This window comes from Desulfonema magnum (genome assembly GCF_017377395.1).
GTDB classification, from domain to species: domain Bacteria; phylum Desulfobacterota; class Desulfobacteria; order Desulfobacterales; family 4be13; genus Desulfonema_C; species Desulfonema_C magnum.
Window position 1 is genome coordinate 2,036,635 of record NZ_CP061800.1, and the last position, 21,846, is coordinate 2,058,480.

At 43.5% G+C, this 21,846-nt stretch carries 14 protein-coding genes; 13 read left to right on the top strand and 1 reads right to left on the bottom strand.

Annotation, left to right across the window (positions count from 1 at the left end; genetic code table 11):
- The first annotated feature begins 808 nt into the window (after positions 1–808).
- From dnm_RS08210 to dnm_RS08275, 13 genes are all read left to right on the top strand, one after another.
- Complete coding sequence (locus dnm_RS08210; RefSeq protein ID WP_207682190.1) at positions 809–2,725, top strand: response regulator; 1,917 nt, start codon at positions 809–811, stop codon at positions 2,723–2,725.
- 366 nt (positions 2,726–3,091) lie between these two features.
- Positions 3,092–3,487, top strand: a complete 396-nt coding sequence (locus dnm_RS08215) for a response regulator (RefSeq protein ID WP_207682191.1) — start codon at positions 3,092–3,094, stop codon at positions 3,485–3,487.
- 324 nt (positions 3,488–3,811) lie between these two features.
- Complete coding sequence (locus dnm_RS08220) at positions 3,812–5,824, top strand: ABC transporter substrate-binding protein (protein WP_207682192.1); 2,013 nt, start codon at positions 3,812–3,814, stop codon at positions 5,822–5,824.
- A 76-nt stretch (positions 5,825–5,900) separates the two neighbouring features.
- Positions 5,901–7,850: an ABC transporter substrate-binding protein gene (locus dnm_RS08225; RefSeq protein ID WP_207682193.1), complete on the top strand. Its 1,950-nt coding sequence runs from the start codon at positions 5,901–5,903 to the stop codon at positions 7,848–7,850.
- 834 nt (positions 7,851–8,684) lie between these two features.
- A complete protein-coding gene (locus dnm_RS08230) occupies positions 8,685–9,116 on the top strand; it encodes a PaaI family thioesterase (RefSeq protein WP_207682194.1) in 432 nt (143 codons plus the stop codon).
- A gap of 193 nt (positions 9,117–9,309) precedes the next feature.
- A complete protein-coding gene (locus dnm_RS08235; RefSeq protein WP_207682195.1) occupies positions 9,310–11,979 on the top strand; it encodes a calcium-translocating P-type ATPase, PMCA-type in 2,670 nt (889 codons plus the stop codon).
- Between the two features lie 560 nt (positions 11,980–12,539).
- Positions 12,540–15,647, top strand: coding sequence for an Eco57I restriction-modification methylase domain-containing protein (locus dnm_RS08240; protein ID WP_207682196.1), 3,108 nt, complete (start codon positions 12,540–12,542; stop codon positions 15,645–15,647).
- A gap of 450 nt (positions 15,648–16,097) precedes the next feature.
- Positions 16,098–17,000 carry a type I methionyl aminopeptidase gene (gene map, locus dnm_RS08245; protein WP_246556253.1) on the top strand — a complete coding sequence of 301 codons (903 nt, stop codon included), beginning with the start codon at positions 16,098–16,100 and terminating at the stop codon, positions 16,998–17,000.
- Between the two features lie 154 nt (positions 17,001–17,154).
- On the top strand, positions 17,155–17,430 hold the full coding sequence (locus dnm_RS08250; RefSeq protein ID WP_207682197.1) for a hypothetical protein: 276 nt from the start codon (positions 17,155–17,157) through the stop codon (positions 17,428–17,430).
- Complete coding sequence (locus tag dnm_RS08255) at positions 17,431–17,595, top strand: hypothetical protein (RefSeq protein WP_207682198.1); 165 nt, start codon at positions 17,431–17,433, stop codon at positions 17,593–17,595. It abuts the gene before it with no gap.
- A gap of 184 nt (positions 17,596–17,779) precedes the next feature.
- On the top strand, positions 17,780–18,571 hold the full coding sequence (locus dnm_RS31210) for an OS_HP2 family (seleno)protein (protein ID WP_268815357.1): 792 nt from the start codon (positions 17,780–17,782) through the stop codon (positions 18,569–18,571).
- 78 nt (positions 18,572–18,649) lie between these two features.
- The gene (locus tag dnm_RS08270) at positions 18,650–19,273 is read left to right on the top strand and encodes an HAD family hydrolase (RefSeq protein WP_207682200.1); all 624 of its coding nucleotides are present in this window, start codon (positions 18,650–18,652) and stop codon (positions 19,271–19,273) included.
- A 129-nt stretch (positions 19,274–19,402) separates the two neighbouring features.
- Complete coding sequence (locus dnm_RS08275) at positions 19,403–20,827, top strand: TldD/PmbA family protein (protein ID WP_207682201.1); 1,425 nt, start codon at positions 19,403–19,405, stop codon at positions 20,825–20,827.
- Between the two features lie 336 nt (positions 20,828–21,163).
- On the opposite strand, the gene dnm_RS08280 is transcribed toward dnm_RS08275, so the two are convergent.
- Entirely contained in the window at positions 21,164–21,805 is a 642-nt protein-coding gene (locus tag dnm_RS08280) for a hypothetical protein (protein WP_207682202.1), read from the bottom strand.
- Between the last annotated feature and the right edge of the window lie 41 nt (positions 21,806–21,846).

Genomic DNA, 21,846 nt, shown 5'->3' on the forward strand with positions numbered 1-21,846 from the left:
GATCGTAACTCATTGTTTTTATTAACCCGTGATCTGCCGGACGGGGTTTGCAACCCCGTCCGAAATATTTTCCGACCCCCGAAAACAAACGTTTCGGACGGGGTTGCAAACCCCGTCCGGCAGTCTTAGCCTGATGCATATGGTTTCTCACCCCCGGTCATGAAAATATGTGGTGGGAACAGACAAAAAAACCCGGCTTTTCCGAATGTATTTTCATGGTAAAAGGATTTATAATGAATATGTCAGAATCTTTTTTATATCAAATCCTTGTAGTGAAAAGTCCGACCCGGTTGTGATAAAATTCCATAACTCCCTTTTTGATAGTAAAAAATGCAATATGGCCCCTGAAAAAATCTGTTATTTAAATGATTTTTTTATTTTTCAATTAGTTGACGTGGCCCGATCCTCTTGATTCTGTCAAAAGTTTTGCTAAACATCGGCTTGACGGCGAACTGAAAATAGTTAAAAATAAAAGAATCTAATTTATCATCAACTTTCAGAACATATAAAAAAAGTTAGTTTCCGGTTTCAAGTTTAAACTTTAAACTTTAAAATATCAAGTTTCCAGTATCAAGTATCAAGTTTCCAGTATCAAGTTTCCAGTATCAAGTTTCCAGTATCAAGTTTCCAGTATCAAGTTTCCAGTATCAAGTTTCCAGTATCAAGTTTCCAGTATCAAGTTTCCAGTATCAAGTTTCCAGTATCAAGTTTTCAGTATCAAGTTTCCAGTATCAAGTTTCCAGTATCAAGTTTCCAGTATCAAGTTTCCAGTTTCCAGTATCAAGTTTCAAATATTAGGAGAGCACAAATGGATAAACAACACCTTCTTATTATTGATGATAATTCAGGAATTCGTGAAACCCTGAGCCTGATTCTGAAGGCAAAGGGATATGCTCCGATTTCTGTCAGCAACGGAAAAGAAGCGATTGAGATGGTATCGGACAGATTTTTTCACCTGGCTCTGATAGACCTGATGCTCCCTGATATGTCAGGCACGGAGGTTCTTGAAGAAATCAGGACATTATCTCCCGAGACCGAGGCTGTGATCATCACCGGACATGCTTCGGTGGATACAGCAGTTCAGACAATGCACAAGGGCGCTTTCAGTTATGTGACCAAACCGATTGATATGGATTACCTGCTGGCGATTATTGCCAGGGCCATGGAAAAACAGAAATTGCAGAGAGAACATAACAATGCCCTTGCAGCATTGCGGGAAAGCGAGGAACGTTATCGTCAGTTCTTTGAAGACAATCTTTCAGGGGCATATATATCGGACCCGGAAGGACATCTGATTGCATGCAACCCCGCATTTGTAAACATCTTCGGGTTTTCATCTGTTGATGAGGCAATGAATACAAATACTGAATCTCTTTATGCTGATCCTTCTGAACTGACGGTATTTCTGGATCAGCTCAGAAAAGAAAAAAAGCTGGAACATTTTGAATTAAAAATGCGCCGTACTGATGGCACGCCTGTCCACATTGTTACAAACACTGTGGGGGTTTTTAATGAGCAGGCTGAATTAAAAGAGATCAAAGGATATCTCATGGATGTGACGAATCGCAAACATCTTGAAATGCAGCTGCGCCAGTCCAAAAAAATGGAGGCCATAGGTACCCTGGCAGGCGGCATTGCCCATGATTTCAATAACATTCTTTTTCCTGTTATTGGTTACACAGATATGGCAATGGGATCACTTCCTGAGGATAGCCCTGTCCGAAGCGATCTGGAAGAGGTGTACAAGGGAGCGAATCGCGCCAAGGAACTGGTGAAACAGATTCTTACCCTCACCCGTTGGACCGAGTATAAAAAGACATCAGTTAAAATTCAGCCCGTCATCAAGGAAGCAATGAGGCTGCTGAGATCCTCACTGCCTTCAACCATTGAGATACGCCAGAATATCAGCAAAGAATGCGGCTATGTTTTTGCCGATTCGACCCAGATACATCAGGTGATAATGAACCTCTGCACCAATGCCTACCATGCCATGCGTGAAAAATACGGCGTTCTGGAGGTGTCTCTGGAAGAAAAACAAATCAGTTCCCAAGACATTGCTTTAAAAGATGATCTGGCCTCCGGGTCATATCTGAAGCTGACTGTGAAAGACAGCGGGCAGGGCATGTCTCCTGAAGTCATGGAAAGGATATTTGATCCCTATTTCACCACCAAAGATACTGGCAAAGGCACCGGCATAGGACTCTCTGTTGTGCATGGGATTGTCAAAAGCCATAAAGGGCATATCACAGTTCACAGCGAACCCGGCAAAGGCAGCGTATTTCATGTGTATCTGCCCTGCACTCATTCAGAGACCCGGACATCAGAAACGACATCCGATGAATCTGTTATCTCCACAGGACACGAGCATATTTTGCTTGTTGATGATGAGGATAAGATTGTTCAGATGGAAAAACGGATGTTGGAGCAGTTAGGTTATCATGTCACAACTTTCACTGACAGCAGAGACGCTTTGGAAGCATTCGGTGAACAACCGGAAAAATTTGATCTTGTCATCACTGATATGACCATGCCATATATGACAGGTGCGGAATTATCCAGAAAAATGATGCGGATCCGGCCTGATATACCCATCATCCTTTGTACCGGATTCAGCGAGATGATTACTAAAGAAAAAGCCCGGGATATGGGAATCCGAGAGTTTATAACAAAGCCTGCCCGTAGAAATCAGATAGCGAATACGATCAGGCGGGCTTTGGGGAATTGAGAATTGAGAATTGAGAATTGAGAATTGAGAATTGAGTTTTTTTAAAAAACAGCTATGGTTTTTCAGACAATGTTTTTCAGGAATTCGTAGGGTGGGGTTCTACCCTATCAAAGATAATTATCTGAAATTAAACGGAAAGTGTGTGTGGGGGGGTAGAACCCCATATGCATCAGGCTAAGATCGTAACTCATTGTTTTTATTAATCCGTGATCTGCCGGACGGGGTTTGCAACCCCGTCCGGCAAAATCAGAGTTAATAAAAACAGTAGGTTGTAATCTTAGCCTGATGCATATGGGGTAGAACCCGACCCTACGAATTCCTCGGCTTCCGACAATCTTTTGCTTAAAAGCTATAGCTGGAGATGATATGGAGGAAACTGTCATGGGAGAGAAAGCCAGCATTCTGATTGTGGATGATAATACCAGCCTGAGCATGACCATGTCGTTTGTGCTGAAGCACAAAGGCTACAGCGTCGCTACTGCTGCTGACGGGCCCGAGGCTCTCGAAAAAATCAGGGAAGAATTCTTTGACATTATTTTTATAGATATCAAGATGACTCCCATAAATGGCGTGGAGACTTACAAAAAGATCAGAGATATCAGGAGTGAGTCTGTGGCGATCATGATGACTGCCTATACTGTTGATGAACTGGTTCAGGAGGCTTTGCAGGAAGGCGCGTATGGTGTTTTGTATAAGCCTCTGGATATGGATGAGATTCTTACCTTGCTTGAAGATATTCAGAAAAAAAAAGCCATGGATTAAAATGAAAAAGAAAGATACAGACGCTAAAAAAGATTTTCCGGACTGCAAAGCCTGCTTTGTGAGTGATCTGACAGAATACCTACGGCAGAGGCTTTTCGCAAAGCAGGCTTTGCAGTCCGGATAGCCCGATAATTTAAATATCTGAGCAAAAATTTTTATACATCTTTTTCCGAGGACAGGGGAGAAGCCCGGGGTTTTCCGAAAGGGGAGGCGAATCATTTCAGGGGAAAAAAGCCGGGTTTCTTCACCGGGCAGCTATCGAAAACTTGTAATGAGGTACTTAATTCCTGATTGTTGCCACCTGAGCCATTTAAGGACATTCTTATGATACAAAAAATAATTCTGACACTTTTGAGAGGATTTTTCTGCAACTTCGAAAAAAGTTTTCAGGCTTTTCGGGGAAACATACGGTGTCTGAACACTGAAACTCGGATGTCTCTCAATGTGCTGTTCGTCGGTCTGATCATCTTCGTTTTTCTGATTCTCATTTCTTTTAAAAATGTAAATGCCACGGAAAAAGTGACGCTCCAGCTGCGCTGGGACCATCAGTTTCAATTTGCCGGGTATTATGCAGCCAAATGGCAGGGCTATTATGAGCGGGCCGGTTTTGATGTGGCAATACAATCTGCTGTCACACCGGACGGGCAGATTGTCAGCTCGGTGGAAGCAGTTGCCAAAGGAGACGCTGATTTCGGTGTGGGTGCGGCTGATATTATCATGGGAAGGGACAAAGGATATCCGCTGGTGGTCCTGGCTGTGATTTTCCAACAGAGCGCGGCTGAGTTTTACGTCAGGGAAGGAACAGAACTGAATTCTCTGGCAGATCTGACCCGTCTGCGCGTGGCCCGGAATGTCAATGATCTGATTGATGTGGAGTTTCAGGCCATGCTCCAGTCCGAAGGGATAGACTCCGCACTTGTTCCTCCCTATCCCCATGAAATCGGGCTTGAGCATCTCCTAAAGGGGCGTGTTGATGTGATGCCCGGATATAGAATCTCAGTACCTTATCACGCACACTTCAGGGGAGTGAAGCTGAAGAGTTTTCGGCCTTCAAGCTATGGCATAGATTTTTACGGAGACTCGCTTTTTACGCGTAAACAGCTGATTAAAGAAAATCAGGAGGCAGTCAGACGTTTTGCCAAGGCAACGCTGGAAGGTTGGAAATATGCCCTTGATTATCCTGATGAGGTTGCCGACAGAATTACTCATGAATTAACTCGTTCGGCTCCTTCAGTTAATCTCATTGGTCTGAATAAGTTTCAGATCAAAGGTATAAGGGAACTCACTCTGTATCCGGTTGTGCAGCTGGGACACGTCAATCCGAACCGATGGCGGCGTATGCATACCTTCCTGAAAAGAGCCGGGGTGGTTGAAAGCGAATTTTCTGAAGATATTATCTTTGATCCTGTGCGACGGGGGCAGGAGAGAGCAAGCAGAATTCAGAAAATACTGCTTACCGGACTTTTCTCCATTTTCATGGTTGCGCTGCTCTCTTTATGCTGGATAATACTACTTCGCAAGGCAGTGGCAAAACGAACCCGGGCCCTGATTTCGGCCAATAAAGAACTTGAAGATGAAATCGAAGAACGTAAACACGCGGAAAAACTGCTGGAGGAAACTGTAAAAGACCTCAGAGAGACCCGGGACAAACTGGGCAGACAGGAAAAGCTGGTCATGCTGGGGCAGTTGTCCGGAGGCATTGCCCACGAACTTCGAAACCCCCTGGGAGCCATCAGGAATGCGGTCTATTTTCTCAATATGATCATGGATGATGCAAAGCCGGAGATGAAAGAGACAGTCGGGATCATTGCAAAGGAAGTGGGAATCTCTGAGCGGATCATTAACAGCCTTCTTGGCTTTGCCCGTTCAAAACCGCCTTGCTTTCAAAAAACAGACATCAGCAGTCTTATTCAGGAAATTCTGGCTCAGACCTCAGTTCCGAAAACTATTGAAGTGATCATCCGAACAGATGACATCCCCACCGATTTTCAGGCGGATGCGGACCATCTCAGCCAGATATTCAGAAATTTGATCCGAAATGCCGTACAGGCCATGCCTGAAGGTGGAAAACTGATCATCGGCTCAGAAATTCAATCCCCGGATTGGATGATCATTTTTTTCACGGACACAGGAGAAGGCATTGCCGAGGAGCATTTGGATAAAATTTTTGAGCCGCTGTTTACCACAAAATCCAGGGGAACCGGCATTGGTCTGTCGTTGAGCAAGTCACTGGCAGAGGGACACGGTGGTGACATCGAAGTACGGAGCGAAGTGGGAAAAGGGAGTACATTTATGGTAAAACTTCCTTTGGAGAAAAAAATAAAAGGAGATGTCTGATGATAGCATTTTTCTTTGACATTAAATACTTATTTTATAAATTACGGAAACCTGGCTGCTTACCAAATGTAAATATATGGTCTCCCCGATCTCTGGCATCCGCTTTGTTTATGTGGGGGGGGTCTTTCTCTTTTCTGTTACCGTTGCAAATGCCTCGGAAAAAGTGACGCTCCAACTGCGCTGGGACCATCAGTTTCAGTTTGCCGGATATTATGCAGCCAAATGGCAGGGCTATTATGAGCAGGCCGGTTTTGATGTGGAAATACGATCCGCCCTTGAAGCTGACGGTAAGATACTCAGCGCGGTGGAAGCGGTCGCCAAAGGAGAGGCGGATTTTGGCGTGGGTGCGGCTGATATTATCATGGGCAAGGACAAAGGCTATCCCCTGGTGGTGCTGGCTGTGATTTTTCAGCAGAGCGCGGCGGAATTCTATGCCAAAGAAGGAACAGAACTGAATTCTCTGGCAGATCTGACCCGCCTACGGGTGGCCCGGAAGGTCAATGACCTGATTGATGTGGAGTTTCAGGCCATGCTCAAATCAGAAGGCATAGATATTTCCCTTGTGCCGCCGTATCCCCATGAAAGCGGATTCACCCATCTGATTCCGGGGCGTGTGGATGTGATGCCCGGATACAAAATATCTGTTCCTTATGAAGCTGAACACGCGGGGCTGAAACTGATCACCTTTCGTCCGTCAAGTTATGGCATAGATTTTTACGGGGATTCGCTTTTCACGCGCCAGGACTGGCTTGAACACCATCAGGATTCTGTCAGACAGTTTATTGATGCAAGCTTGAAAGGTTGGAAATATGCCTTGGAGCATCCGGAAAAAATCACGGAAAAAATCACCCGTGAACTGCCGCGTATTTATATGGTCAAGGGAAATTTTCTTGATTTCAATCGGTTTCAAAGCAAAGGCGTGCGTGAACTCACGCTGTATCCCATTGTGCAGCTGGGACATATGAATCCGAACCGCTGGCGGCGTATGCATGGGTTTTTGAAAGATGTCGGGGTGATAAAAGGCGAATTTGATGCCGGAGATTTTGTCTTTGATCCGATTCGGAAGCAGCAGGAAAAAGCAAAGCGGATTCAGAGAATGCTTTTTATCGGGCTTTCTTCCATACTCGCACTTGCGGCACTGGCATTGTGCTGGGTAATGATGCTGCGAAGGACCGTAGCCAAACGAACAGAAGCCCTGGCCTCTGCAAACAAAGTGCTTGAAAGTGAAATCGAAAAACGAAAGCAGGCTGAAACAGAGATAAAGATCTATTCAGAGCGTCTTGAAGAAATGGTTGAGGATCGCACCAAGGAACTCCGGGAGGCTCAGGATCAGTTGGTATATCAGGAAAAACTGGTCACGCTGGGGCAATTGGCTGGCAATATCGCCCACGAGCTGCGGAATCCTCTGGCGGCAATTAAAAACGCCATTTATTTTCTCAACATGGTTATCAAAGAGAGAAAAGAAGAGGTGAATTCATCTCTTGAAATTATGGAGAGGGAAGTGGCGGTCTCTGATAAGATCATCAGCACGATTCTCAGCTTTGCCAGGCTCAAGGAGCCGGTCCTGCATCATACAGATATCAACGAGGTTATCCGGAAATCGCTGTCCTGTGCGAATATGCCTGGAAATATTAATATTGTCAAACATCTCTCTGAAAGCCCTCCTGGGGTCATTACGATGACAGACGCGGACCAGATCGAGCAGATATTTGGAAATCTTATCTGCAACGCAATTCAGGCAATGCCCCGGGGAGGAGAACTCATCATCAGCTCGGAATGTTCAGGAACGGAAAGGGTGGTCTCTTTTAAAGATACCGGTGAGGGGGTCCCTGAAGAGAATCTGGAAAAGATTTTTGAGCCGCTTTTCTCGAGCCGGGCCAAAGGCATTGGTCTGGGTCTGGCATTTGCCAAAATTCTGGCAGAAGGTCATGGCGGCACGATTGAAGTTCAAAGCAACCTGGGAAAAGGCAGCACCTTTACGGTAAGACTGCCTTTTTCGGATATTGGGGTCAGTTCTGAAGCATGAAATTTAATTCGTTGATACACAAAGCTTTAATTAAAACCTTAATTTTTTTGTCGCGCTGTTTTTTGGGGAAGACAAAATTTATTTTTTGTACTATATTGGCACATATATTGCGTCAGATATTTATATTGCATCAGAAAGGAAAAATCATACCTGAAAAACAGACAGCATCCGGCCGTCCTGACACCGCTGAACTGACAAATCAGAGAGCGGAGAAAAAAAAGGTTGAAAAGCAGCTGCGCGAGCATCAGAAAACAGAAGGTCTGAAACCCGCATACCGGGACTCCCTTCCGAACTGCGAATGTGTCTGTAAGCTGGACCGCCTGAATTTTTTTTGACATGATACCCTCCTCTCTGATATTATTATTTTTTATGTCAGAATTCAGGAGATCATTTTATACTGTTATGATTCAAGCTCAAGAAATTTTTAATATTTTATCTTAACTTAATGGCAGTGACGCCTCGCGTGGGAATGCAGGACAGACGCTTCGCGTCACGAAGAAGCTGCAAATATGCCGCCCCCACGGGGCGTGCAGGGGATTGCAAACCTGTTGCTGCAAATATGCCGCCCTTACAGGGTCTGGTCGGCCCTCCCTTAAATCCGTTATAATCAGGGTTTTTCTATTGACAATCTTCAAAATATGAGACATTCATCCTGAATTCATATCACTCGATGATGATGCAGCGTTTCCGGAAACTGTGGATTCCTGCTTTCACAGGAATGACAGAAAAAGACTTGATCATCGAATATCAGCGTATGAGCGGTCAGACCGTGAGAGGAAATGGCAATTGTTAAAGGTTTCATTCCGTGCAGCAGAGTAAGGGAGAATAGAAATTATGGAATTATCACAAGAACTTAAAAATAACATACTTACTGAGATAAATAAGATTCCGATAGTTGACACGTTAAAAATTGAAATTGTTTCTCTTGCTGATGGATATTGTGAGACAAAGGTTCAGAGAAAGTTAAGCTATGACGGGGTGTTTAAATCATTCCACGGCGGATTGTTAATGACCATTGCCGACAGTACGGCCTGCTTTGCAATTTTCACGAAAACAGGACCCTTTGTCAAGCTGACGACCACGGATATGAACATACGGTTTCTTGCTCCGTGTTTCAGCGATGTTACTGTAAAAGCAAAAGTGATAAAGTTAGGTCGGACTTTGTGCCCGGTTTCAGTTGATCTTTATGATGCAACAGAAAAGCATGTTGCTGTGGCCCAGGTGAATTATATTTTGATAGACAGCTTATCAATAAATGACGTTTAACAAGGAATTTCATTTTTGCCGGATTTTCCGGACAGGGTTGCCCCGTCCGGAAAAAGAAACCCTGTCCTGCAAAATAAGCTGATATGTCATGGTCATTTGGCGTTCTTTCCGAACTCACATCAAAGTATTAGCGGAAAGGGGCCTGTTTTTATATGAAACAAATGAATTCAACACTTATTGAGGAGGAAAATGAATGATTAAGATCAAGGGGCTTACGGACCAGCAAGTCGAAGAATCAAGGCGTAAGCACGGCACAAATCAGCTCACGGTTCAGGAAGTGGAAACCTTCTGGGACAAACTCATGGATAATCTTAAAGATCCCATGATCGTTATCCTTGTGGTTGCACTCGTGGTTGTGATTGTGCTTGCAATTCTCGGTTTTACCGAATGGTATGAGGGGGTCGGAATCGCAGTGGCAGTGGCGTTGGCAACGCTCGTTTCCACCGCTTCCGAGTTTAAGAATGAACAGACCTTCCAAAAACTCCAGGAAGAGGCTTCAAGGATATTTATCAATGTCTTTCGTGGTGCGGAACTGAGGCTTATCGGAATTGCTGATATTGTTGCCGAAGACAAAGTGTTTCTGCAGCCAGGGGATAAAATCCCGGCTGATGGAAAACTGATCCAGGGAAAAATCAAGGTCAACCAGGCAATGCTCACCGGAGAGCCTGAAGCAGTTACCAAAACCCCCGGGGATACAGATGATACAAATCTGGAAAATCCCCATGTGGTGTATCGCGGCACCATTGTCGAAGACGGTGAGGCAGTCATGGAAGTTCAGACGGTGGGTGATGAAACCCATTTTGGAAAACTTGCCAAAGACCTGGTGTCTGAAGAAAGACCCGGGCCGCTTCGTCTGAAACTCGCAAAATTAGCTGATGACATAGCCAAATTCGGCTATATCGGCGCGTCATTTATTGCAGTCGCGTTTATGTTCAAAGTGATCTATATGGATCATACCGGAGAGTTCGCACTCTACTTTTCCCAGTGGGGACAGGTGATAAAAGATGTTGTGACCGCACTGATTCTGGCTGTGATCATTATCGTTGTGGCCGTGCCTGAGGGACTTCCCATGATGATTGCCATCGTGCTGGCGCAGAACATGAAAAAGCTTCTGAAATCAAACGTGCTTGTCCGGCAGCTCCTCGGCATCGAAACCTCAGGAAGTCTGAACCTGCTTTTCAGTGACAAAACCGGAACCATTACCCAGGGACAGTTGGAAGCAGTGGGCTTTCTTTCGGTAAACGAAGACAACGAAGATCATCTGAATACTTATAAAAAATTTGATGAAATGCCCTCAAAACTCAGCCATCTTCTGAACATCTCCTTCAGGGAAAACACCTCCTGTGTTGTCAATCCCGGGGCAGAGAGGGAAGCTGAACGTATTCTGGGCGGCAATACAACAGAAAGGGCTTTGCTTAAATTTGTCAAAGCTGACAAAAATGGTTATGACTCAGACGGACTGGAGATGATTTCCCAGGTTCTTTTTAATTCCACACGAAAATTTTCCGCTTCCCGTCTGAAGATGAAAGACAGCAGTGAAATAAGCTTTGTAAAAGGGGCTGCGGAAAAGATTCTGGCCCAATGTTCTTTTTATTACGATGCGGACGGAAATATCCAGGAACTGGCTGAAGAGACAAAAGCCTCGCTTTCGGATCAGATGGATAAAAAAGCAGATGACGGATTTCGGATCATTGCCGCGGCAACCACGGAAAAAGAGGTTGCGGAAGATGAACTGTCAAACAGTCTGGCGCTGCTGGGCTTCAGCCTGATCCGTGATGATCTGAGAGAAGATTCCAAACCTGCCATTGAAACCCTCCAGGGTGCGGGCATTCATGTGGTCATGCTTACGGGAGACCGGCACGGCACGGCAAAGGCCATTGCAAAAGATGTGGGACTGAAAACATCTGATGATGACATTGCCATAGAATCTGCGGAAATGGCAAAGCTTTCTGATGAGGAAGTCAAAAAGATACTTCCGAATCTCAAGGTGGTGTCCAGATGTCTTCCCCAGGATAAAACCCGTCTGGTAAAGCTGGCTCAGGAAATTGGTCTTGTCGTGGGCATGACCGGTGACGGTGTGAATGACAGTCCGGCCCTGAGCAACGCGGATATCGGTTTTGGTCTGGGAAGCGGCACCGAAGTGGCAAAAGAAGCATCTGATATTGTCATCCTGGATGATAATATTCATTCCATAGCCAATGCGGTTCATTACGGCAGAACCATTTACAGGTCCGTACAGAAGTTTATCACGTTCCAGCTTACAGTAAACGTCAGCGCGATTATGATCGCTTTTCTGGGGCCGTTTCTGGGGTTTGAACTTCCCCTGACAATGATCCAATTGCTCTGGGTGAACCTGATCATGGACACGCTGGCAGCGTTGGCATTCAGCGGAGAACCGCCGCTTCCCAAGCATATGGAAGAAAAACCCAAAGCCAGAGAGGAAAAACTCATTACCAAGAGCATGTGGTCTTCTATTCTGTGTAACGGGATTTTTATTGCCATCCTTTCCATTATTTTTCTGAAAAGCGATTTTATGCGATCTCTTTTCCAGAGAGACGGCGCATTCAGTCAGGAAGCTTTTCTTACGGCCTTTTTTGCCATGTTTGTTTTCCTGAACAATTTTAATAAATTCAATGTCCGTGTGGAAGAATTTAACCTGTTTCACCATATTTTTCAGAACAAGGGATTCCTTCAGGTGGTGGGGATGATTTTTATCATTCAGGTGCTGATCACCTATTTTGGCGGGAATATGTTCCGAACCATCGGGCTGTATCCGGTGGAATGGTTGTATGTTCTCATCTTGTCCGTTGTCATCATTCCTTTTGATCTTATGAGGAAATATATCTACTGGATTCTTGAATAAATCCTGGTTAATGCTATATGCAACTTTTTTTAATGCCACAAAGGCACGAAGGCTCAAAGGAACACAAAGAGCCTTCGTAAGCCTTCGTGGCATTATAAAGTCGCACATTTCTTGAATAAATCCTGGTTAATGCTATATGCAACTTTTTTTTAAATGCCACAAAGGCACGAAGGCTCAAAGGGACACAAAGAGCCTTCGTGGCATTATAAAGTCGCACATTTTTTTGAATGCCACAAAGAGACAAAGGGGCACAAAGAGCCTTTGTGAGCCTTCGCGCCTTCGTGCCTTTGTGGCATTATAAAGTCACACATTTTTTTGAATGCCACAAAGAGACAAAGGGGCACAAAGAGCCTTTGTGAGCCTTCGTGCCTTTGTGGCATTATAAAGTCGCACATTTTTTTGAATGCCACAAGAGACAAAGGGGCACAAAGAGCCTTTGTGAGCCTTCGCGCCTTCGTGCCTTTGTGGCATTATAAGTTGCACATAGCGTCTGTTTAGCATTTTCATTAAGAAACCGGGTTGTTCCAAAAAACCCGGTTTTTGTCTGATTGTGAAAAAACATGCCACAAGTCACAACACATATTTTTAACAGAAAAAAACTCCGTTTAATTCTGAATACGGTTTCAACAGATGATCTGACAGCGCATTCCTCCCTTTCTGAAATAAAGACAAAAATAAAAAACTGGCAGACCTTGTCTCAAGAGAACATTTTAAAAGGGAAAAATGAAATTTCCCTCCAGGATGCTTTCTTATCTGACATTTTCGGGAAAATCCTGGATTACAAATCCATCCATGAAAGCCCGGATGAATGGCATTTGTTCAGAGAAAAGAAAACCATTACAGATGCCACGAGAAGTGACGGCGCGTTAGGCTTTTTTACCTCGGAGACTGAAGATGTCAGGGCAGTGATTGAATTAAAAGACGCAAGAACCCCTCTGGATGCCAGGCAAAAGCGGAAAAGTGCCAATTACACACCAGTTGAGCAGGCGTTTTTGTATGCAGGCAAATTCGGCAAAAAATGCAGATGGGTCATTGTCAGCAATTACAAAGAGATAAGACTTTATAATCGAAACGCTTCCATGAACGAATATGAATCATTCCTGATTCAGCATCTGGAAGATGAAGCATTGCTGACAAAATTCCTGTATCTCCTTTCACGAAAAAACCTCATTGAAAAAGACAAAGAAAGTGTCATTGACCTGCTCTACAATTCAGATGAGGCGGAACAGGAGAAGATATCAAAAGCCTTTTATAAAAAATACAAAACGTTGAGAATTCATCTGTATGAGCATTTAAAAGAAAAAAATGCGGATTCTGATGAATTCATACTCTTGGAAAAAACTCAGAAAATTTTGGATCGGTTCATTTTTATCTGTTATTGTGAAGACTTCGGGTTGCTGCCGGAACAGATTTTCAGAAAAATGATGGACGCGGCCAGGAATCCGAATATGCTTGTAAATGTCACCCTATGGGATCAGTTGAAAAGCCTTTTCAGGGCAATAGATCAGGGCAGCCCGTCTCACAATATCAATAAATTTAACGGCGGACTTTTTGAGTATGATGAAATGCTTGACGGGAAGCTGATTATCGGAGATGATATTTTTGACGAGCTTGCAGAAATCACCAACTATGATTTTCATTCGGAACTGAACGTCAATGTGCTGGGTCATATCTTTGAACAGAGCATAAGCGATATTGAGGAAATAAAATCTTCAATTGCCGGACAGTCCTTTGATAAAAAAAAGGGAAAAAGAAAAAAAGACGGCATTTATTACACCCCGGAATATGTCACCCGCTATATTGTGGAGCAGGCTGTGGGCGGCTGGCTTGAGTACAGGAAAAAAGAAATCGGATTTGACAAACTGCCCGAACTTACAGAAGATGATTTTAACTCTGTAAAATATTTCAAACAGAAAGCCGGTATCAGATCATCCAATCGGAATATAAAAAATTATCTTGAATGCTGGCAATTATACAAAGAAAGCCTTTCAAATATCAGAGTGCTTGATCCCGCGTGCGGCAGCGGCGCGTTTCTTAACCAGGCATTTGATTATCTTTACAAAGAAGGACAGCGTGTCAACGACCAGATTGCCAAACTGCAAAAAGGACAATTGGAAGTCTTTAAACTTGACGAACATATTTTAAAGAACAATCTTTATGGGGTTGATCTTAATCCTGAATCTGTTGAAATCACAAAACTCAGTCTGTGGCTGAAAACCGCAAACAGACGCTCGGAACTCACTGCCCTTGACAGCAATATCAAATGCGGAAATTCACTCACAGATGATCCTGAAGTGGCCGGAAAAAGAGCGTTTCAGTGGGAGAAAGCATTCCCTGAAATCATGGAAAATGGCGGGTTTGATGTGATCATTGGAAATCCGCCGTATCTGAACATGACGAAAAATAATACCCGGGCACAGGATCTGGCTTTTTATAATGATAGATTTATAAGTATCAGAAAGGCAAACTCGAAAAATATTTTTGTGTTGTTTATTGAAAAATCAATCGGTCTGATGAAAGAAAAATCTGTTTTATCGTTTATTGTCCCTGAAGGACTGTTTGACACAAGAAGCTATTCGGGCTGTGCAAATATGATTTACAAAAACGGGGCTGTTGAGGCCATCGTCAGATTTGAGGACCGGGTTTTTGAAGATGCGGTGACAGGAAGCATTATCTTTAAATTTATTAAAGGATTATCAGATACAGAAACAAATTCTTTTTTATTCACAAAACAGAGACATCTGAAAAAAATCACAAAATCTGTTGATCCTGTTATTGAAAAAATAGATAATGATCATGTTGAAAATCTTGGCGACATTGCAATGTTGTTTAAAGGAATGGTTGTCAAGGACAGAAAAAAAGTTTTGTTTCATAAAGATAAAAAAAAACTGACCCCTGATATTTTTCTGTTAGGAAACTGCATAAACAAATATATCATACATGATAAATATTATTGCAAATATGAAAACCTGAACATTGTCGGGGGAACAAAAGACAGGAAAAAATATGATATTTTTCCAAGAATTTTAATCCGAAGAACCGGGAACCGTCTTTGCTGTTCTTTGCTGCCTTACAAAGCCTTGTCTGAAAGCACGTTATATTCTCTGATAGCAAATTCAGATAACTGTCATTTGAATTTTCTGTTAGCTGTTCTGAATTCAAAACTATATACTTATTACATCAGACAAAAAATGGTAACAAATCAGCAGGCGTTTCCCCAAATTTTAATGGCGGATTTAAAGGCATTGCCCATAAAAAAAATAACAAAAAATCGTCAACAGCCTTTCATAGAAAAAACAGGCAACATGCTGGAACTCAGAAAAAAATTTCATAAAAACACAGATCGTTTCATCCGATTTATTGAATCCGCCCACAGCCCCGAAAAAGTTTCAAACACGCTTAAAACATTTCATACCCTTTCATTCAAAAATTTTTGCAAAGAACTCAGAAAACAGAATGTGAAACTGGCCCAAAAAGACGCGTTTGAACTCATGGACCTCTTTGAGCAGGAGAAAGACAACGCACTTCACTTGAAAGAACAAATCCGTCAGACAGATAAAGAAATTGACCAGATGGTTTATAAGCTTTACAACCTGACAGATGAAGAAATAAATATGGTGGAAAATACAATAGAACTACAAGGAAGAGAGATAAGAAAAGGAAAATAATTCCTTTTTCTTATCTCTCTTCCCTGTACTTTTTTGGTATAGAAAATTATAAAAATTGTTTTTATTTTGCCACAAGGATTTCATATAAGAAGAGGATGATAAAAAAGGCATTGAATCCTTTACCATGAAAATACATTTGGAAAACCCGGGTTTTTTCTCTGTTTTTACCACATATTTTCATGATCGGGGGAAAACCCGGCTTTTTCATGAGCATTTCTTATACAAAATCCCTGTAGCTAAGAGCCATGGCTCTGCGGTCTCAACGAAACATAAAAGATTCAGAGTCTTTTTCTAACACCTAACATTTAGCACCTAACATTTAGCACCTAACACTTAACACCTGACACTTAACACCTGACACCTAACACCTAACACCTAACACCTAACACCTAACACTTAACACTTAACACCTAACACTTAACACTTAAATCAACTTTTACAATGGGTTAAATGATGAAATTCCAGACAAACAAAAAAAAGCTGAAAATAGGCAGAAACGATCCCTGTCCCTGCGGAAGCGGACTGAAGTATAAAAAATGCTGTCTCCGCAAAGAGAAAACCCAGGGGTTTCAAAGTAATAAGGACCTGTATTACAAAAAATACAGAATCCGGTTAAAAGGCGAGGATGATATTCAAGGTATCCGAAAAGCCGGCCGTCTGGTACTGGACACCCTTGACTTGGTGGAGGCAGCAATAAAACCGGGAATGACCACCAATGAGATTAACACCCTGGTTCATGAATACACCATTAAAAACGGTGCCACGCCTGCCCCGCTTCACTATCGGGGATTTCCCAAAAGCGTTTGTGTTTCCGTTAATGAAGTCATCTGCCACGGAATCCCCGGAGAAAGGGTTTTAAAAGAAGGGGATATTGCCAATGTGGATGTCACCTCTATTTTGAACGGATATTATGCTGATGCCAATAAAACCTTTTTTGTAGGAACCCCCGGGCCGGATGCAAAAAAAATTGTTGAGATATGCAAGGAAAGCATGAAATTAGGCATATCAATGGTGAAACCCGGAAACACCATTGGTGATATTGGCTGGGCCATTCAGAATTATGCAGAAGGAAAGGGAGCGTCAGTTGTCAGAGAATTTGTGGGACACGGTGTGGGCTTTGATTTTCACGAGTCTCCCCAAATTCCGCATTACGGTCAGGAAGGAGAAGGGATTGTCCTGATACCCGGTATGGTATTTACCATCGAACCGATGATCAATCTCGGGAAAAAAGAACTTCGTGTCCTTAAAGACAACTGGACCGCCGTGACTCAGGACGGATCGCTTTCCGCACAGTTTGAACAAACCATCCTTGTCACCAAAGATGGCTTTGAAAGCCTGACGCCTTATAATTGAGAATTGAGAATTGGGAATTGAGAATTGAGAACTGAACCTGTCAATGATTTAGCTGAGGGTGTGTTTGAAAAGTCCCGATAGGCACGGTATATTTGCAGAGATATGTTGTCCCCGCGCGGGACTCGGGAGGGAAGGAGGATATTATGCTACAAATATGCTGTCCCTATCGGGACTTTTCAAACAGAATCTGACCTGTAAGTTTCAAGTTTCAAGTTTCAAGTTTCAAGTTTCAAGTTTCAAGTTTCAAGTTTCAAGTTTCAAGTTTCAAGTTTCAAGTTTCCAGTTTCCAGTTTCCAGTTTCCAGTTTCCAGTTTCCAGTTTCCAGTTTCAAGTTTCCAGTTTCAAGTTTCAAGTTTCAAGTTTCAAGTTTCAAGTTTCAAGTTTCAAGTTTCAAGTTTCAAGTTTCCAGTTACAAAAAAAGGAGGGTTAAATGGGAAATGTTGATGAACAGATTCTCAGAGCATCTAAAGAAATTATTGTCAAATTTATCGAAACCGGGAGAGTCTCTCCGACGACCTTCTCAGAAGCATTTAAAAATATATATAATACTATTGAAAAAACTGTAAAAAGCACAAAAGAAGTATCCGAAGAATAAAATTCCAAAAGTTTTTCATACGTCAGACATGCGAAAAAGAAGCATGATTTAAATAAGCAGGTCTTGACATTTTCTGAAAAAGTGTAAATTATTTTTTTTATAGTTGAAAAATGTTATCTTGTCACCATGAGTTTCCGGGTGAGGGAAGATAACTGTTAATCCATTATGTTATAAGGAGTTAGCTATGAAATTGAAAACATTTGTCACTGCCTTTGCAAGTTGTGTTTTGCTCTTTGTATCGGTTTCTTTCGGAGCCGAAAACGAAAGTCGGCCGCTTGTCGAAAGTCAGTTGTCTCTTGAAATTCAGGATGTTCCGTCCGCGTTTGTGCCGTCAGATAAAATTGAGTTTCCGTCTGCTATTGAGGGGGACAGTGTCAGTCATACATTTATCATACAGAACAGAGGCACTGCTCCGCTGAAAATTAAAAAAGTCAGAACGGGCTGAGGGTGTTCAGCGACCTCTTATACAAAAGGGGATATCCCTCCCGGTGGTGAGGGAAATGTTACTGTCAAAGTGAATACAACCGGTCGTGTCGGAAAACTGACGAAAAGCGCAACTGTCCATACAAATGATAAAAAGCATCCGAGACTTAAACTGACAATTTCGACCCATGTGGAGAAGTTTGCCAACATCACCCCCAAGAGAGTAAGGCTGAACGGTCTGGTGGGAGATCAGATCAGCTCATCTGTTACGATTGTACCTAAAAAGAAATATCCGTTCAGGATTGTTGAAGCCAAGGCATCAAGGGGAGAGAACATCAGCATAAAGTTGGAGGAAAAAAAACAGGAAAAAGGGGATGAATACCTGCTGGCGATTCAAAATATGAAAAAAGAAAAAGGCCGTTATTTTGACACGGTTCTCCTGAAAACAGACAGCAAGGTTAAGCCGGAAATTAAGATAAGTGTTTATGGCAATATTTCCGATCCCAAACCTAAAAAGAAACCCTCTGACACCAAAGATAAAACAATGAAATAGTCCGTGTCTCAGAAAAAAAACCGGGTCTTATGAAACACCCGGTTTTTTCGATAAAGAAAAAAGGGAAAAAAGCCCGCTATGAAAGATATCAAACTTGTTATTTTTGACTGTGACGGCGTCATGTTTGACACAGTAAAGGCAAATACTGCTTTTTATAATCGGATTCTGGCGCATTTTGGCAAACCTGAAATGACACCTGAGCAGTTTGATTTTGTCCATATGCATACCGTGAACGAGTCTGTTGCCAATCTTTTTGATGATGAAAAGGAACGTGAAGCCGCAAATGTTTACCGAAAAGCCATGAGCTACGATCCCTTTTTCAAAGAGATGGAAATCGAACCTTATCTGAAGCCGCTGCTTGAAAACCTGAGACCCGAATACAAAACAGCCATTGCCACAAACCGGACAGATACAATGGATCGGGTTCTGTCTGAATTCGGTCTTGAAGATGATTTTGACTTAGTTGTCACAGCCCTTGATGTGGACCGTCCCAAGCCTTATCCTGATGAGCTCGTCAAAATTTTAGAGCATTTTAAGACCGAGTCGCATCAGGCGGTTTATGTAGGCGATTCGCAACTGGATGAAATAGCGGCAAAAGGGGCAAACATCCCTCTGATTGCATATGACAATCCTTCCCTTGACGGGGCATTTCATATTAAAAGTCTGAGAGAAATTGAAGAGATACTGGATGTCAGTTCGTAGGCCACAGGTTTCATTTTTGTATCATCTACATGGATTAGCGATAAGCAAGGATTTTTTTCCGGCTCTCTTTTAATCCCTGCTTATCACTAATCCTTGTAGATAAAAAAGGATGTCAATAGCAAATCACAAATGGACTTAGCATATTATTACAATCAGTTTGGTGTTGATGAAAAAATTATCCATGATATCATGTCCCTGGCGATGTCCCGAGGGGGCGATTATTGTGACCTGTTTTTTCAGCACAGCATCGGAAATCATATCAGACTACAGGACAAGGCTGTCAACAGTGCCAGTCACAGGGCGGTTCTCGGTGTGGGCATCCGTGTTTTAAAAGGCGACCAGACCGGCTACTCTTTTACAGATGAAATGATGCCCGAGGCCATGAAACTGGCGGCAAAAACCGCTGCAAACATTGCGGATTCAGGTAAAAAAACTGAACCTGCCCAGGTAAAATTACATAAGATTCCGAATTATTATCCTATTGAAACATCCTGGGAAGATGTTTCCATTGATCAGAAAATTCCTTTTCTGGAACAAATTAATGACAAAGTCTTTGCCCAGGATAACCGGGTGATTAAATGCAATATTTCATTTAGTGACGCAACCGCCTATATTCTGATTGCAACTTCCGAGGGAAGAATTGTGCATGATTATAAGCCCATGGTACAAATTTCCGTTAGCTGCACAGCCGAACAAAAGGGCCGGCGGGAGCAGAATTATCTAAATCTGTCAGGCCGCAATGGTATTGAATTTTTAACACCGGAGATCGTTGACCGGCTGGCAAAAGAACCTGTCCGCCGAACCGTGGCGCTTTTTGACGCGGTGAAGCCTGATGCCGGAGAAATGGAGGTGGTTCTGGCAGCAGGCCGTTCCGGCATACTTCTGCACGAGGCAATCGGCCACGGCATGGAAGCGGATTTTAATCGGAAAGCAGTTTCAATTTTTTCCGACAAGATGAACACACCGATTGCGGAAAAATTCGTCACCATTGTGGATGACGGCACAAATCCCAATGTCCGAGGGTCTGTGAACGTGGATGACGAGGGAAATGACACGGAAAAGACTTATCTTGTGGAAGAAGGCGTGCTGCGGAATTATCTGCATGACCGAATCAGCGCCAGGCATTACAAGGTGAAGCCCACAGGCAATGGCCGACGCCAGTCCTTCCGTTTTGCGCCGATACCCCGTATGAGAAACACTTATATGCTCCCGGGACCGCACAAAAAAGAAGAGATCATCCGCAGTGTTAAAAAAGGGCTGTATGCTGAAACATTTACCAACGGCGAAGTGCTTATCGGCGCGGGAGATTTCACGTTTTATGTAAAATCCGGGTATCTGATTGAAGACGGCAGGCTGACAAGACCGGTCAAGGATGTCAATATCATCGGTAACGGTCCCGAGGTGCTGAGAAACATTGTCATGGTAGGGGATGATCTTAAAATGGCAGAAGCCGGGGGAACTTGCGGTAAGGAGGGGCAGCGGGTTCCTGTATCCCTGGGACAGCCCACGGTAAAGGTTTCAAGGATGACTGTTGGCGGCATCAGCTCTTCGTAACAGCGTATCTTTCAGCGTCTTTTGCCTGTCCGTATGACCGGAAGGATATTTACGGGAAAATCCGTCAGAACAGAGGAATCCCTGTCATAAGCCACAATCCCCGCAACAAAAATTTCTCCGAAGATGCGTTGCCGTCCCGGGGCTATGACGAAAACGGCACACCTTACGCTCCGTGCGGACGGCTTTGCCGTTCCAACAGATACGACCACGGCTCGGAAAGCCGTCGGTACGTCCTCGGACAGGTCTGGCCGATGAACGGGAAGAGTGCCCTCACGATCATAAGGTCAGAGGCTACAGCCGCCGGATGTCCTTCGACAATAACCCCCGTCTTGTCGGTCATCCGGATAATTGCCAACTGAATTGCGAAAATTCCGCTTCGCTCCATTTCCCCACGCCGGATAATGCCATCTGAATTGTGAAAATTCCGCTTCGCTTCATTTCCGCACTCCGGATAATTGTCATCTGAATTGCGAAAATTCCGCACTCCGGATAATGCCATCTGAATTGCGAAAATTCCGCTTCGCTCCATTTCCCCACGCCGGATAATGCCATCTGAATTGCGAAAATTCCGCTTCGCTCCATTTCCGCACGCCGGATAATGCCATCTGAATTGCGAAAATTCCGCTTCGCTCCATTTCCGCACTCCGGATAATTGTCATCTGAATTGCGAAAATTCCGCTTCGCTCCATTTCCGCACTCCGGATAATTGTCATCTGAATTGCGAAAAATCCGCACTCCGGATAATGCCATCTGAATTGCGAAAATTCCGCTTCGCTTCATTTCCGCACTCCGGATAATTGTCATCTGAATTGCGAAAATTCCGCACTCCGGATAATGCCAACTGAATTGCGAAAATTCCGCTTCGCTCCATTTCCGCACTCCGAATAATGCCATCTGAATTGCGAAAATTCCGCTTCGCTTCATTTCCGCACTCCGGATAATTGTCATCTGAATTGCGAAAATTCCGCTTCGCTCCATTTCCGCACTCCGGATAATGCCATCTGAATTGCGAAAAATCC

Excerpts from the sequence above, each read along its gene's own strand:
- dnm_RS08255 (WP_207682198.1), top strand. The coding sequence starts at position 17,431 with ATGGGAAATGTTGATGAACAGATTCTCAGAGCATCTAAAGAAATTATT.
- dnm_RS08250 (WP_207682197.1), top strand. The coding sequence starts at position 17,155 with ATGCTGTCCCTATCGGGACTTTTCAAACAGAATCTGACCTGTAAGTTT.
- dnm_RS08270 (WP_207682200.1), top strand. The coding sequence starts at position 18,650 with ATGAAAGATATCAAACTTGTTATTTTTGACTGTGACGGCGTCATGTTT.
- dnm_RS08220 (WP_207682192.1), top strand. The coding sequence starts at position 3,812 with ATGATACAAAAAATAATTCTGACACTTTTGAGAGGATTTTTCTGCAAC.
- dnm_RS08275 (WP_207682201.1), top strand. The coding sequence starts at position 19,403 with ATGGACTTAGCATATTATTACAATCAGTTTGGTGTTGATGAAAAAATT.
- dnm_RS08280 (WP_207682202.1), bottom strand. The coding sequence starts at position 21,805 with ATGGAGCGAAGCGGAATTTTCGCAATTCAGATGACAATTATCCGGAGT.
- dnm_RS08240 (WP_207682196.1), top strand. The coding sequence starts at position 12,540 with ATGCCACAAGTCACAACACATATTTTTAACAGAAAAAAACTCCGTTTA.
- dnm_RS08235 (WP_207682195.1), top strand. The coding sequence starts at position 9,310 with ATGATTAAGATCAAGGGGCTTACGGACCAGCAAGTCGAAGAATCAAGG.
- dnm_RS08210 (WP_207682190.1), top strand. The coding sequence starts at position 809 with ATGGATAAACAACACCTTCTTATTATTGATGATAATTCAGGAATTCGT.
- dnm_RS08230 (WP_207682194.1), top strand. The coding sequence starts at position 8,685 with ATGGAATTATCACAAGAACTTAAAAATAACATACTTACTGAGATAAAT.
- dnm_RS08225 (WP_207682193.1), top strand. The coding sequence starts at position 5,901 with ATGGTCTCCCCGATCTCTGGCATCCGCTTTGTTTATGTGGGGGGGGTC.
- dnm_RS08215 (WP_207682191.1), top strand. The coding sequence starts at position 3,092 with ATGGAGGAAACTGTCATGGGAGAGAAAGCCAGCATTCTGATTGTGGAT.
- map (WP_246556253.1), top strand. The coding sequence starts at position 16,098 with ATGATGAAATTCCAGACAAACAAAAAAAAGCTGAAAATAGGCAGAAAC.